Source organism: Paenibacillus sp. SAF-068, assembly GCF_051967555.1.
In the GTDB taxonomy this organism is placed as follows: Bacteria; Bacillota; Bacilli; order Paenibacillales; family Paenibacillaceae; genus Paenibacillus.
In genome coordinates this window covers 2859458-2873529 of sequence record NZ_JBQCJX010000001.1, presented here as the reverse complement: position 1 = coordinate 2873529, position 14072 = coordinate 2859458, and the positions used below count along the sequence as shown (strand labels likewise).

At 45.0% G+C, this 14072-nt stretch carries 14 protein-coding genes and 1 other annotated feature (1 of these 15 cut by a window edge); of the genes, 8 read left to right on the top strand and 6 right to left on the bottom strand.

Annotated features, from left to right (window positions below; translation table 11 throughout):
* Positions 1-40: 40 nt before the first annotated feature.
* From ACTHPG_RS12375 to ACTHPG_RS12365, 3 genes are all read right to left on the bottom strand, one after another.
* Positions 41-1279: an aspartate aminotransferase family protein gene (locus ACTHPG_RS12375; protein WP_440389625.1), complete on the bottom strand. Its 1239-nt coding sequence runs from the start codon at positions 1277-1279 to the stop codon at positions 41-43.
* Between the two features lie 90 nt (positions 1280-1369).
* On the bottom strand, positions 1370-2578 hold the full coding sequence (locus ACTHPG_RS12370; protein WP_440389624.1) for an MFS transporter: 1209 nt from the start codon (positions 2576-2578) through the stop codon (positions 1370-1372).
* A 339-nt stretch (positions 2579-2917) separates the two neighbouring features.
* Positions 2918-3550, bottom strand: a complete 633-nt coding sequence (locus ACTHPG_RS12365; protein ID WP_440389623.1) for a hypothetical protein — start codon at positions 3548-3550, stop codon at positions 2918-2920.
* Positions 3551-3751: 201 nt separating this feature from the next.
* Between ACTHPG_RS12365 and ACTHPG_RS12360 the strand changes: the two genes are divergently transcribed.
* Entirely contained in the window at positions 3752-4453 is a 702-nt protein-coding gene (locus tag ACTHPG_RS12360; RefSeq protein ID WP_440389621.1) for a pseudouridine synthase, read from the top strand.
* Positions 4454-4497: 44 nt separating this feature from the next.
* Here ACTHPG_RS12360 and ACTHPG_RS12355 read toward each other — a convergent pair whose 3' ends face one another.
* The 3 genes from ACTHPG_RS12355 to ACTHPG_RS12345 all read right to left on the bottom strand — a co-directional run bounded on the left by ACTHPG_RS12355 (position 4498) and on the right by ACTHPG_RS12345 (position 7613).
* On the bottom strand, positions 4498-5427 hold the full coding sequence (locus tag ACTHPG_RS12355; RefSeq protein ID WP_440389619.1) for a DMT family transporter: 930 nt from the start codon (positions 5425-5427) through the stop codon (positions 4498-4500).
* Positions 5424-6275 carry an AraC family ligand binding domain-containing protein gene (locus ACTHPG_RS12350; RefSeq protein ID WP_440389617.1) on the bottom strand — a complete coding sequence of 284 codons (852 nt, stop codon included), beginning with the start codon at positions 6273-6275 and terminating at the stop codon, positions 5424-5426. The genes ACTHPG_RS12355 and ACTHPG_RS12350 overlap by 4 nt, the downstream gene beginning before the upstream one ends.
* Positions 6276-6497: 222 nt before the next feature.
* Positions 6498-7613 (bottom strand): NADH:flavin oxidoreductase, encoded by a 1116-nt coding sequence (locus ACTHPG_RS12345; RefSeq protein ID WP_440389615.1) that lies wholly within the window; start codon positions 7611-7613, stop codon positions 6498-6500.
* A 223-nt stretch (positions 7614-7836) separates the two neighbouring features.
* Between ACTHPG_RS12345 and ACTHPG_RS12340 the strand changes: the two genes are divergently transcribed.
* The 7 genes from ACTHPG_RS12340 (at position 7837) to ACTHPG_RS12310 (ending at position 13900) form a co-directional block, all read left to right on the top strand.
* A complete protein-coding gene (locus ACTHPG_RS12340; protein ID WP_440389614.1) occupies positions 7837-8418 on the top strand; it encodes a TetR/AcrR family transcriptional regulator in 582 nt (193 codons plus the stop codon).
* 49 nt (positions 8419-8467) lie between these two features.
* Positions 8468-8767, top strand: coding sequence for a Dabb family protein (locus ACTHPG_RS12335; protein WP_440389613.1), 300 nt, complete (start codon positions 8468-8470; stop codon positions 8765-8767).
* A gap of 46 nt (positions 8768-8813) precedes the next feature.
* A complete protein-coding gene (locus ACTHPG_RS12330) occupies positions 8814-9614 on the top strand; it encodes an NRDE family protein (RefSeq protein ID WP_440389611.1) in 801 nt (266 codons plus the stop codon).
* Positions 9615-9805: 191 nt separating this feature from the next.
* Positions 9806-11122 (top strand): nucleobase:cation symporter-2 family protein, encoded by a 1317-nt coding sequence (locus ACTHPG_RS12325; protein WP_440389610.1) that lies wholly within the window; start codon positions 9806-9808, stop codon positions 11120-11122.
* A gap of 324 nt (positions 11123-11446) precedes the next feature.
* Positions 11447-12916, top strand: coding sequence for a protein adenylyltransferase SelO (locus ACTHPG_RS12320; protein WP_440389609.1), 1470 nt, complete (start codon positions 11447-11449; stop codon positions 12914-12916).
* A gap of 70 nt (positions 12917-12986) precedes the next feature.
* Complete coding sequence (locus ACTHPG_RS12315; RefSeq protein ID WP_440389608.1) at positions 12987-13430, top strand: Imm63 family immunity protein; 444 nt, start codon at positions 12987-12989, stop codon at positions 13428-13430.
* A gap of 20 nt (positions 13431-13450) precedes the next feature.
* Positions 13451-13900, top strand: coding sequence for a DMP19 family protein (locus tag ACTHPG_RS12310; RefSeq protein WP_440389607.1), 450 nt, complete (start codon positions 13451-13453; stop codon positions 13898-13900).
* Between the two features lie 110 nt (positions 13901-14010).
* Positions 14011-14072 (top strand) — a binding site (T-box leader); it runs 166 nt beyond the window's last position.

Here is a 14072-nt window from a genome sequence, read left to right as displayed (position 1 = left end):
TTCAGTTTGCGTAGTGTTCGAGTGTAATATGAATTACTCACTAATGAACGCTGGCAAGCACCGAATCCAACCGCTCCACAATCTCTACCAATTCGTCTTCAGTGGTGGTGAGGGAAGGCCGGACCTTAACAACGTTGCCAAAGCCATATCTTGAACTTCTCAAGATCAGATGCTCATCTGTAAAAGCGCGATCAATAATGGCATTGGTTTTGAGTGTATCCGGTTCATTACCGTCACCTACGATCTCCAATCCCCACATGAGCCCGACGCCACGAGCTTCCCCGATACTTGGGTACTTTATAGCCAATTCATGCAGCAATTCACCCAGAATTTCACCTTTTCGTTTCACGGCATCGAGAAATCCGGGTTCGGATACCACCTCCAGGGTGGATTTGGCAGCGGTTACGGAAATCAGATTGCTTCCAGAGGTGAAGGAATGTTCGTGTTTTTCGAGCACATTCAATCGGGATTGCATTAATACAGCAGCAACAGGAACGCCGATTCCGCCAAGACCTTTCGCAAGGGTAATCATGTCAGGCTGGATGTCAAACAGTTCGCTGGCAAACATGGTTCCCGTACGACCAATACCAGTCTGTACTTCGTCGGCAATGAGAAGCATGTTGTATTCATCACACAGTTTACGCAGTCGTTTGAAATATCCGGCAGGAGGAATGATATTGCCGCCATTCCCCAGAATGGGTTCGATGATCATGCAGGCGACTGAGCCGGAACTTGCATGTTCTATTGCATCAGAGATAGCTTCAACGCATTGATAGCCGCAGTCTCCGTTTGAGGATTTGAATGGGCAGCGATAACAGTATGGGGCAGGTACATGAACAGCGTTAGCCACAGCTGAATTGGGGAACCGTTTCCGTCTAAAGGCATTCCCCGAAATCCCGGTGGCAAATTGGGTCTGCCCATGATGGGATAGATACAGGCTGATGATGTCTGTCGATTCAGTATACTTCTGTGCAATTTTGGTCGCACATTCGTTTGCAGTTGAACCGGTAATATCCCGCATCCATCCGGCATTAATGTCGTTTGGAGCATATTCGATTAAGTGATCAAGTACTTCATTTACGTATGGTTCAGTGAAGGAGGAGGACATATGCGTCAGATTGCCGACTTGTTCCTGAATTTTGCTGACTACATGTGGGTGATTATAGCCCAGTGACAGATTGAACGTACCTGACACGCCATCGAGGTATTCGACACCTGAATCGTCAATCAACTTAATCCCTTTTCCGGCTATGAAGCGGTTGTTGGTTAAAGTTTGCATACGATTTCCTCCAATATAATGGTGTACTAGCTCGAACGAAGCTCAACAATTCCGGATGATGCGGGCATCACCTCCCTTAAGTCATGAAGTTTACATTTCCTTACGATGTTGTGCGAGAGCAGCACGTACTACATTGTTTTTTACAGTCCATAGATGAGAGACCATCAATGTGAGAAGAAGGATCAGACAGAATCCGGACAAGATCCAGATTGTATTCACAACAGGCCAGGTACTCATACTCCATCCAGTCACATACTGTAGGACGGCACCTCCAATACCACCCGATGCGATCAGGATACTGGTTGTGCGTTCGGTCATGCCGGGAATCAGAACATTTGCATAGACGAGTGCAATACAGAACAGCCCTGACATGAACAAACCGGTCCCGAAGATCAGCACGTACGTTGCCCACTGTCCAGTTACAAATACCATAGCGATTGCGAACATAAGCGTGCCGACCGTACTCCAGATCAGGAAAGGCATATAGTTGACTGCTTCCGCAATTTTTCCCGAGAAAAGACGACCGATGATCATTGCAATCCACAGGATGGAGACACTCAGTGATGCGACAGATTCCTGAAGCTGCAATCGTTCTACGAGAATGGAAGGCAGAAAGTTCATTAATCCCAGTTCGAGTCCCATGTAGATGAAAAAGAAGATAACGAAAATCGTTAGTAGTCCCAACTGTTTTCTCGAATATCGGGCTTTACCAGCTGCATGTGCCACTGTATTCTCGCCAGCCTGTTCCAGATACCGTGCGGCTGGACGGGGCATGGTAATCCACAGCAGCATGAGAACCAGTGACAACACGGCCACGATATAGAACGTAAGATGCCATAGATCCATCCAGATAAATAAAGCAGCGACAGCCGGGATGAGCAGTGCCCCAAGTGCAAAGAAGACATCCAGCTTGGACATGGCGACTGCCTTCTGATTCTCAGTGAATTCGATCGTGAATGCTCCAACGGAAGGCTCAATGATGCCAGAGCCAAAGCCTATGAGAATAGTAAGTAGAAGAACGCTTGTCCATGATGGCAAAAATCCGAGAACAACATAAGCAACCACAATACAGATCAAGGAAAGGGTCAGCATCGCTTTTCTTCCGATACGGGCTGTCAGGGCAGGAGCTACAAGTACACCGACAAGAAATCCAAGAAACTGCAGAAATAACAAAAAACCGCCATCACTGTAACCGCGATCATAATATGACAATAAAACAGGGAGAAGGGCACCAAGCACAACGCTGGTTATGCCGATTAACAGATAAAAGCCGCAGCTAAGAGCGAATATTCTCTTCAAAAGTTTACCTCCTATTTGGATAAAAATTTTATATTATGTAATTAATGTTTATTTCATATATAACTTAAACCATAATTGTCCAAATGTACATGCTTTTTATTGTAAAATAATGTTAAATTTTGATGGTTAGAGATATTTCTCGAGTTTATTTTTTTCTAAAACGATTTCGTGTCGAAAGGATAGATTCGATCAAGGTACATGACCATATAACAGTGTTGTCACTTGTATTGAAGGAGGATAGTAAACCGTGCGAATATCAAAAAAACGCCCCCTGTCTAAGTAGACAGGAAACGTTCTGACTAGCCGTTCCATATGATGGACCTGACACACGTGTCACCATTAAGCAGTCTGTACAAAGAAAATTCCATCGAATGGTGCATGAGCAGATGCTGGACCCTTTCGCAAAAACAAATAACCGTTAGCATCAGGAAGACCCAATATATCCCGATATGGTTCAGGAAAATCTCCGGAATATATCTGACACACCAGTTGATATTCCTCTAGCAGGTGGTCAATTCCGTTCACACCGTTTGGTAAAGTGGGAGAGAAGAATGAAAATGCAGGGAATTCCTGATCGTCTAACTCCATTTCAATCAAACGTACGCCGCTTAACGGAACGGGTGGCACGGGACATACGGAAGCAAGTGGATGCGAAGATACCGAGACATAAGTGCATCCGGCGAGAATATTCTCGTTCCATTCCAGCTCATCCCCCGTATAGGTTACCTGGTCCAGAAAGTATTCGGAAGCGGAGTAAGTCGAGAAGACCGAGATATATTTATCTTGTGGTAAAGAAGGTATAGGAACCTGTTGCGAAAGTGTGTTGCAATTGATGGAGAACAGATGCATTAACGGTTGCCCCTCAGGGTTGAGCGGCCAGTCTGCAACGTATGCAATCTCTCCACCAATCCACATGCCAGAGTCTTGGTTTGGATCATCGGGGTCAACTGTAAATCGAGTAACGTTGTACATGTGAAACTCCCTTCCGTGTGTATGTTGGCTTTCCTATGTACTGTTCTATATGTTTTCATATAAGCATTCATTGCTTCATTTCAGTATAAATGAGATGATGTGAAATGAGAATCAGTACAAGGTACTAACTCATGAAGGAGTAAATGAACGCAGCATTAATTAAAGACCAGCAGATAGATTACAGATGAGAAGCGGTGACACATGTTAATTAACAAATACATAAGTGAAACGGGATTCTGCTCCCGCAGGGAAACGAACCGTTTAATTGCAGCCGGACGCATAACGATCAATGGCAGGGTATGTGAAAAAGGGGCGAATGTTGAACCTCATGATGTGGTACTCATTGATGGCAAGGAGATTCCTCGTAATGACAGTGAACCTGTCTACATTGCTCTGAATAAACCGATCGGTATTGTCTGCACAGCAGCAGAACATGTGGAGGGCAACATCATTCAATATATGAATTATCCTTCTCGCATATTTGCGGTAGGCAGGCTGGATAAGGCATCTGAGGGGTTGATTTTGCTTACGAATGATGGATACATTGTGAACAAGATGATGCGTTCGGAGCACAATCATGATAAAGAATATGTAGTGACTGTAGATAAACCTGTAACCGATGAATTTGTAAAGTGCATGTCTGAAGGTGTTGAAATTCTGAACGTGGTGACCAAGCCCTGCGAAGTGCATAGGCAGAGTGAAAATGTATTTCGAATTATATTGACACAGGGTCTCAATCTGCAGATTCGGCGAATGTGCAAAGCCTTGGGTTATCGCGTATTGAAGCTGGAGCGTGTGCGAATTATGAACATTACACTGGATCAACTGGAGCGGGGGCAATGGCGTCACCTGGAGCAAGAGGAACTGGAGATTCTGCTGTCTCAATTGAATGAGATAAAATGAAGTAAAAAATGAAGTGAAAAATGAATAGAAAACTAAAGCAAACACTAACCTCTCAGAGGATTAGTGTTTTTGTTGTTAAGCTTGTGTGCTTTGCGCTCTGAAATGTAAGAGCCGAATAGTGTTAAGAACGCACCAATTACAATCACCCAGGTGATCTGTTCCCGAAGAACGAGCGCAGACGACACGACAGTAATGACAGGCACCAGATAGATATATACACTCGTTTGCATAGCTCCGAGAAGATTCACAGCCCGGTTCCAGGTCACGAAACACAACGCGGAGGCACCCAGACCGAGGTAGAGAAGATTAGAAAGATTGGTCACACTTGTGAAGCGCCCGAGTTCCCAATGGAATTCGAACAGGAAAAGAGCTGGCAGCATGAAGATCAGGCCATAGAAAAATACTTTGCGGGTCGCACCAATGGTGTGGAAGCCAAGCTGGCCAATTTTACGCATGAATACAGAATAAATCGCCCATACCGCAGGTGCTATAACAGCAAGCAGATCACCTACCGGATTCAGATGCAGCACGAGATTGCCATTCAGTGCGATGAGTAGGATGCCACTCAAGGCAATACCAAATCCGATAAGAAAGCGGCGTGTTAACTTCTCACCATCCAGGAAGAAATGTGCAAGTACGGCAGTGAAGAATGGAGCAATGGAGACAATAACACCCACGTTGGAAGCGGTTGTGTACAGCAGCGCAATATTTTCAATGAGAAAATATAGAGTCACTCCACATATGCCTGCTCCGATAAATAAGCATTCTTCCCTGAATGAAGAGGTCCGCAGAGAACGCGGATAGATCAACACGAGTACCAAATATCCGATCAGGAAGCGGAAGAACAAAATTTCCACTGGGGTAAAGTCAATCAGCAGAACCTTCGTCGAGACAAAGGTAGTGCCCCAGATCAATATGGTAAACAAAGCGAGTAAATGTCCGGTAGAGAGCTTGGTGTTATAACGATTCGTCATACGATGTGATGGGTGGTTCGTTTCGGCTCGGTATCATGATTGAAGATACGTCTATATTGCTTGGGCGTCAGGCCAATCAGTTTTTTGAAAAAATTCGTGAAGTGGCTCTGGTCGCTAAATCCTGTCTGTGCGGCAACTTCAATCGGAAGCTGACCTTGTTCCAGGAACCGTTTGGCATGGTTAATACGAATTGTCTCCAGGTAGCGGTAGGGTGATATGCCTTTCTGGCGAGTGAACAAACGCAGCAGGTGATATTTGCTCATCTCCGTAAATTCGGCTAACTCGTTTAATGAAATGCTCTCCATGTAATGAGATTCGATGTACTCACATATGCGTCTGATCTCTATAGTAACATCCTGAGTGGAAACAGGCGGTTCGGCATCTGAATAATCTCGCATCAATTGATCCAGCAGAAAAAGTAACCGTTCTTCTTTGCAGAAATCCGATTGCTCCTCCAAAATCATCTGATGCAGCTCGTGCAGAGAACCAACAAGTTCACTTTGGTAGAGAACGGGGGATGTAAACCGTGGCAAGTAAGCTTGTCCGGTAATCTCTCTTGCATACTCCCGCATCACCTCAGGCTGGACGTTGATACAGCGATAATCGAGCGTTCTGCCATCGACCTGTTCGCAGGCATGAGGGTCATGTGGATTAAAGACAATCATGTCTCCGCTATTCAAAATGTATTCTTCATTGTTACAGACGAGGTGACGCTTGCCTTGCTCAATAAATCCAATGACGTAATAGTCATGAAAGTGATTGGGGAACTTCTGCATAATGCCTTCAAACTGATAAGCTTCTAGCTGTAAGTCGGTATCAAATACCACAGTTCGCACTTCCCGAGTCATGATGCACCTTCTTTCTGGTAAGTTAAGGTCATTATAGGTTGCAAAGAAGGAATTTTCTTGAACGATATTGCTATTGCTCGAGGTATTGATCGTACAGATATCTCAAAAACAAAATACCCGCGATCCCGGAGGGAAAGCGAGCCCTTTGCATAGTATAGTTGATTCATGGGTTCAAACCTACATATATGGGGAAAAAATGTCTGGAATAATAAGTCATTGTTCTTAGTATAGCGTGGTCAGTGCTTCAGGTGTAAAAGCCTGAATCTCAGATACGCGATCTTCGCGTATTTTGACAGCCCATGCCGGATCGCCAAGAAGTGCACGTCCCACTGCAACCAGGTCAAATTCCTGTTGCTCATACCGCTTCATGAGTTCGCTCATCCCCGGATGTTTTATTTCATTGCCTTCTGCTTCAGGATCACCTGCCATACCTACAGAACCGACGGTTATCGTGGTTTGACCACTTAGCTTCCGTACCCACCCTGCAAATCCAAGATCGGATCCTTCAAACTCGGGCTCCCAGAAGCGTCGTGTCGAGCAGTGGAAGATATCTACACCCGCGTCAACTAACAAGCTAAGGAATTGTTCCAGTTGTTCGGGTGTGTCGAACAGTCGGGCTTGATAATCATTCATCTTCCATTGGGAAATACGCATTGCAATAGGGAAATCAGGACCCACCGCAGCACGAACTGCCATGACAAGTTCTATCGCAAATTGAGTTCGTTTCCGAAGGTCACCACCGTAGCGATCCGTCCTTCTATTCGTCGTTTTCCAGAAAAACTGATCGATCAGAAATCCGTGTGCACCGTGAAGCTCAACTCCGTCAAAACCGATGCGTTGCGCATTAGCGGCTGCATCAGCATAAGCTTGAATCACCGTCGCGATCTCTGCCTCCGTCATGGACGCACCTACTTGTGTACCTTCCATATCCAATCCCGATGGACTGAGTGATACAGCTTCCGGGTGTGGGTTAGATCCTGAAGGACGAACGATTCCCATGTGTAAAATCTGAGGAAAGATTTTGCCGCCAGCATCATGAACTTGTTCGACCACTTCAGACCAGCCTTGTAGAGCTGCTGCTCCGTACATATGAGGGATTCTAGGTTCACTGGATGCAGATGGATGCTCAATGGTCGCACCTTCGGTAATAATGAGTCCAACACCATGCTCGGCACGCCGACGGTAATATGCGGCTACATCGGGGCCAGGGACACCATCCGGGGAGAAGGCGCGTGCCATGGGAGACATGACGATGCGCGAGGACAGGGTTAGCTTTGCAACGTTGTATGGTTGAAACAAACGCTCTGTAGAAATAATGTTATATTGTGGATTACTCAAAGTATGCACCTCCATTATGTTGTACCTCTCAGTGGGTACGATTGCAATGTTAACAATTCCTACAAGCCTACTCAACCAACAGTTTGAATGTTTTGTTGCTTAAGCGAAAGACACGGATTATTGTATGGTGTCATTGCACTTACTTTCACTTGTTGAACCAATAGCACTTATCTATAATGAAGGAGTCTGACCAAATATGTTGTGTACAAAGGAGGATTGGGACATGTCTGGTGTATTGTCTCCAAACTCGAACGATCCGCGTGCCATTCGCACTCGGCAATTAATCCTGGATGCGTTTTTAAACCAATTGAATCTCAAAAATTTCAACAGTATTACGATTCAAAATATTACGGAACAAGCCACAATTAACAGAGCCACTTTTTACGCCCATTTTCAGGATAAATATGCCCTGCTTGAAGCCTTGTTATCGGATGCTTTTATGGAATATGTAACGAAAAGGGTAGACCCGGATGCCCGTTTATCAGCGGAAACGATACAGCAACTTATATTTTCATTGTGTGATTATCACGTCTCAAGCAATAACTGCATCAAGAAATATGAGACAGTTGCACCGATAATTGAAGAAAATATTAAGACACAGCTGGAACAATTTCTACTTGAATTAATGAGTAAAGTGGCAAAGGGAGTAGATCCCAAAACAATGAAAATAACTGCAACCATGCTAAGCTGGTCGATCTATGGAATGACGTATCGATGGAATATGGATGGAAGACAGGAATCTCCTAATGACTTGGCCCAGCGAGTTGTCCCCTATATGATGGGCGGATTGGAATTGTTGAATTAACTTAACGAAATGGAATTATTATTCGAATGGACGGAGGAGAAATGACAATATGATTGATCATTTGGTTGTTTTTAAATTTAACGATAAAACCACGCTAGCCAAACAGCAGGAATGGGTGGATCAATTGCTTGCGTTACAGGAACAAATCCCGGGGATTGTCGCGTTGACCGCAGGGATTAATGTCACGGAAGAAACGGACCGTATTCAAGGTTATACGATTGGATTGAGAGTGACGTTTGCAGATCAGGACGCACTGCGTGCTTATGGTCCACATCCTGCTCATCAGGCATTTGTAGCTTCTTTGGATGGTTGGGTGGAAGATGTCATTGTCGTTGATTACGTGATATAAAGTTGCGATTATATAGGTTTGACGACTATAGGAGTTGAAGATTCCCATGTGTTTAATTTTATTTGCTTACAATATGCATCCAACGTATCCGCTTATTTTGGGATCAAACAGGGATGAATTCTATCACAGACCTACGGCTCAAGCACACTATTGGGAAGATTACCCTCAAATATTGGCAGGGCGAGACTTGTCAAAAATGGGAACCTGGATGGGCGTAACAACCGGTGGGCGTCTGGCTGCTGTTACGAATTATCGTGATCCGAATGAAGAGGTACATGCCAAGGGCTCGAGAGGAGATCTGGTTGCTGACTTTTTAAAGGGAACGTCCACACCTGAGCAATATATCCAACGCGCGGAGCAAAACCGAGATCATTATCCTGGCTACAATTTGTTAGTGGGTGACCCGGAGAACCTCTATTATTATTCGAATGTGGGCAATGTCGTGATGAAGTTGAAACCGGGAATATACGGGATTAGTAATCACTTGATCAATACAGATTGGCCCAAGGTGAAACGTGGGAAAGAAGGGCTGGAGAAAATCATCCAAGGGGAGAACGTAGACGAGGGTACTCTCACTGAACAAATATTAGGTATGCTGCAAATGGCAGATCCTTCAGTGGACGAACTTCTGCCTCATACAGGCGTTCCATTGGAGTGGGAACGTTTGTTATCACCCATCTTCGTTAGAAGTGAGAAATTCGACTATGGGACCAGAGCTTCATCCGTTGTTCTGATGAACAGAGAAGAAGTCTTTTTCACAGAGATGGTTCATCAGAACGGAGAGGTCATGGAGCAACGTTTTAACATCAAACCTCTGAACTGGAACCAAACCTTTTGTGTTAACTAATATAACGCGGTATAAACCGTTTGATAAGACCTTTTGTATAACACGCCCAATATTTATTGGGCTCTTTATCTCTTATCACAATTCTATGTTATGAATCATGGAACTTCCCTGAATAGTTTATATAATGTGAATCAACATAACATGATTTTGCAGTGGTTCGGTTGATTCTAATTTCAGGGGGGCAACGTGGGATGAAAGAAACCAAAAAGATGAGAGTATTTTCACTGGGGATTCAGCACGTACTTGCGATGTATGCGGGAGCAATTTTGGTACCTTTGCTTGTGGGCAGAGCGCTAAATCTGACGGCAGAGCAGTTGGCGTATCTGGTATCCATTGACCTGTTAACGTGTGGGATTGCAACATGGCTTCAGGCTCGGAAAGGGAAGTACCTGGGTATAGGTTTGCCAGCGGTGCTTGGAAGTTCTTTTGTAGCGGTGACACCCATGATTGCGATTGGATCGCAGTACGGAATTCCTGCCATATATGGGTCGATCATTGCAGCGGGTTTATTTATCGTCATCTGTGCCGTGTTTTTCAGCAAAATCGTCAAATTATTTCCACCCGTTGTGATCGGTACAGTAGTAACCATCATCGGTCTTGCGTTAATCCCAACCGGCATTAAAAACATGGCGGGGGGAGCAAACAGCGAGAATTTTGGAAGTTTGGACAATTTGGCCCTTTCTTTTGGCGTATTGCTTTTCATTCTAATTCTGAATCGATATGCTCGCGGTTTGGTTAAATCCCTGGCTGTTCTCCTTGGTATTATCGTGGGCACCCTCATCGCAGCCTTCATGGGAAAAGTGAATTTTTCCGCTGTTCAGGAAGCCTCCTGGTTCCATCTACCCCAACCCTTTTACTTCGGATGGCCCACGTTCGAAATCGGCCCTATCATTACAATGATAATTGTAGGTACGGTCGTAATCATCGAATCAACAGGTGTATTTATGGCTCTGAGCAAAATCTGTGATCAACCCATTAACGAGAAAGATCTGGCACGGGGATATCGCGCAGAAGGTCTCGCGTTTGTCCTGGGCGGCATATTTAATGCTTTTCCATACAATACATTTGCACAGAATGTCGGTTTGGTTCAACTTTCCAAAGTGAAAACGACCAATGTCGTTGTTGCAGCCGGAGGTATTCTGGTCTTTCTGGGACTCATTCCAAAGGTAGCTGCTTTTGCAACCATTATTCCTAGCGCAGTCCTCGGGGGAGCAACTGTTGTCCTGTTCGGAATGGTCGTCTCATCCGGGATCAAAATGCTGCAAAACGTCGACTTCGGTAAACAATCCAATCTGTTAATCGTGGCTTGCTCCGTTTCTCTTGGACTTGGCGTTACCGCTGTACCCGATCTTTTTGCCCAGCTTCCTCAAAGTATTCGCATCATTGTTAGCGATGGTATTATCACAGGAAGCCTGTCAGCGATCCTGCTCAATGTCTTCTTTAATCTCAGCTTCAAAAAAGAAAGCTTGCCTGTACAACCCGTACAGGTTCAGGAAGCACATACGTAATTCTTGTAATAACATACATGTCATAGCGTATATGGAATAGATCCAAGACGGTTTTCTGGGAAGTGGAATGAAAGGGAATGACTCCACTTGGCAGAGAAACCACTTGGATTTTTTTGTGCAAACCTGCAATGTATTAGTTCCTACATCCAAGTTAATATTCATGAGGAATGCAAAAGGAATGCAAATATGCTAAAGTTTCATCAAGAACATTTTATATGTTCCCTAAATTGAATTTCCATGCGACTACATAAATGAGCATTGGTTCACAAGGCTAAAATATAACCGAGGGATATTCTTGGGTACAGAAAAGGAGTTGTGAGCATCATGCAACAAGCGACGTCGAACAAAGGCTGGAATTTGGACAATAGTTATGCACAGTTACCGCAACCCTTTTTTACAAGTCAGGGCGCAGTACCTGTTGAATCACCAAAGCTTATTATATTCAATAGACTGCTTGCATCCAGTCTGGGGTTAAATGTGGAGTCTCTTGACAGTGATGAAGGAGCGCAAATCTTTGCGGGTAACCTGATTCCGGAAGGAGCCGAGCCATTAGCGCAGGCCTACGCAGGCCATCAATTCGGCAATTTCAACATGCTTGGAGATGGACGAGCTTTGCTACTGGGAGAACAGATTACGCCACAGGGCGAGCGAGTGGATATCCAGCTGAAAGGTTCAGGAAAAACACCTTACTCCCGTGGTGGAGACGGACGAGCTGCCGTTGGACCCATGTTACGCGAATATATCATTAGTGAAGCGATGTATGCACTGGGTATTCCAACAACTCGCAGTCTGGCGGTGGTGTCTACAGGCGAGAACATTATTCGCGAAACAGAGCGGCCTGGGGCGATCTTGACTCGTGTGGCTTCCAGTCACATCCGGGTGGCAACCTTCCAGTACGCAGCAAGATGGGGGTCTATTGAAGATCTTCGAGCGTTGGCTGATTACACGTTGCATCGACATTTCCCCGAGGTTGCTCAAACCGAAAATCGTTATCTTTTGCTCCTTCAGGAAGTGATTAAGCGGCAGGCGGCTCTCGTTGCCCAATGGCAGCGGGTTGGTTTCATTCATGGTGTGATGAACACGGATAACATGGCCATTAGTGGCGAGACCATTGATTACGGTCCATGCGCCTTTATGGATGCTTACAATCCTGCGACCGTATTTAGCTCCATAGACAGACAAGGTCGCTATGCATATGGCAATCAACCTTATATTGCTGGCTGGAATTTGGCTCGATTTGCCGAGACGCTTCTGCCGTTATTGCATGAAGATGAAGAGCAGGCAGTGCAACTTGCGCAGGATGCTATCGCACAATTTTCTGAATTGTACCATCAGCACTGGCTCAAGGGGATGCGTGCCAAACTGGGCTTGTTGGACGAAGAAGCCGAAGATGAAGCGCTGATCAAGGATCTCCTTGAACTCATGGAGAAGCATGGTGCAGATTACACCAATACGTTCCTGGCGTTGACCTTTGACACATTGGAAGGGATAACAATGTATGCCTCGACAGAATTTTCTGAATGGCATGAACGTTGGCAAGCAAGATTGGACAGACAGCAGGGGACGAAGGAAGTCTCTGAGCAGTTGATGCGAACAAGCAATCCAGCCGTCATTCCTCGTAATCACCGGGTTGAAGAAGCGCTTGAGCGAGCAGAAAATCACGGAGATCTTAGCGTGATGCAGAAGCTTTTGGCTGTTCTTTCAGATCCATTTGCACATTCACCCGAACAGGCTGAATATGCTGAACTGCCAGCACAGTGCAATACTTCGTACCAGACTTTTTGTGGGACTTGATTGAACAGCATGGAAGAAGAGGCTGCCTTGGGCAGCTTTTTCATTTTTATTTGATTGGCAGGTGTATTCATTGTCCAACATCTTAAGCAAACATCAATTAGCTGAGATCCTCTTACAGTTGTTAGAACGAACATCTTTCCGCAGGGAACAGATGGAAAACTATGTTAACCGCTTGTTCGAGACCTTAAAATGGGATAGTGTTCCCTATGTAGAGAGCGGAAAAGATACGTATACTGTTCGAATTTACGAACGTGGTCTCGTCTCGTTGGAGAAGCGGATGAAACACTCAGACGAAGTCATCTACTGGTTGCTGGCGGATATTATTTTCACCGCGACACATGTAGAGTTGATGGAAAGACATGGTGTGGATAACAAACAGACGCATTTGAACTATTCAAATGAAGTGATGGCGGATCTGAACATGGGCGTGCAGGAAGCCTTCCAGCAGATCGGTGATCCGTATTTCCAATGGCATCAGACGGGTAAACGTCAGGAGCTGGAGGGCATGAAATAGAGAAAAGTGAGGTGTGTCACGTGAGTGAGCAAGATAACAATGATGTGTGGTATGACTATGCTGTATTATATGTTGGAAAAAAGAATGATTCTGGACAAGGATGGGCAGCCTTAACTTCAAATGAACAGGAAATTGCTGCTCTCTGGCTGCTAGAGACAGATGTCTTTAATGGTGGTTTTATACAGTTTTTCTGCAACTGGGGAGAAGAGGCATACCGTTACGCATTGCGAGCACTACAGACCATTGGTGCGACTCAGGTGACAGACATTATTACGTCAGCATACGGCTGCATTAAGCACTTGGAAGAGGACGAAAGACTTACTGAACTGTGGGATATTCCTAAATTACTCTCAATGGAACAAGAGCAGCAGTTGGATGCCTTGGATGAGCAATTTTGGAATAATGAGGATCAGATTGCGGAGAAAGCCTATGGTTATTATCATGGGAAATTGAACATGATGCCTATATAACCTGGTTCCGATTGAAGCGTCAGTTGTTCTATGTTGTTCAATTCCAAGTTTGCATACTTGGTCTTGCAATGACTCAAACGTTCGGCTATACTTGCTATAAATTGAATACATGAATCACGTTGATAGAGCGCAGTAGCGGCTTTGTCCCTGTTACAGAAAGTCAGGGGTTGAT